Origin of the sequence: Spiroplasma sp. Moj, from assembly GCF_016082285.1 — a bacterium.
GTDB lineage: Bacteria > Bacillota_I > Bacilli_A > Mycoplasmatales > Mycoplasmataceae > Spiroplasma > Spiroplasma phoeniceum.
In genome coordinates, this window is record NZ_MQTY02000173.1 from 1 (window position 1) to 584 (window position 584).

Sequence of the window (584 nt, forward strand, 5' to 3'; positions counted from 1 at the left end):
TTAGTCTTTGTATGACATGCTACAATATTTGATACACCAGTGCCGACTAAAGTTACAACACCTAAAACATTTAATAATTTTTTCATGTTTTTTCTCCTATTTCTTGCACTTTAATTTTTTTATTTTAGAATAAAATTAAAATAGTGCCGGAGGAGGATTATTTTGTTTAATAAATTATTTTGTTTAATAAATAGATAAATTCATTTTGTAGTAAAAAAATTAATAACTATATCATATAAGTATATAAAAATATAAGCAGTAAACATTAGTAATTCCTTCTCTTTCTTTTGAATAACATTATTGATACTTATTTAATTAAGACTATATTTATAATTTTTCAAAATTAATTTATCGCCTTATTCTTCATTATATATATAAAAAAAAAAAAAAGCAAGGAAATTACCTATCTAAATAAAAAAAGAGTTTTAAATTAAAACTCTTTAATGCTTATCTAACCTGATAACTTAAACTTGTCACCTTTTTATTTAAAGTTATTATCATAATTAATAAAGTATTTTTTTGGTCATCATTTATTAGACTTCTTGCATAACCTAGTTATTTTAAAATTTCTATAAAATATATTT

General features: G+C 19.7%; 1 protein-coding gene. It reads right to left on the reverse strand.

Annotated elements, in window-relative coordinates; genetic code table 4:
* A partial coding sequence (locus tag BST80_RS05355; protein WP_415746298.1) for a lipoprotein occupies positions 1–86 on the reverse strand: 86 nt, incomplete at its 3' end.
* Positions 87–584 lie beyond the last annotated feature (498 nt).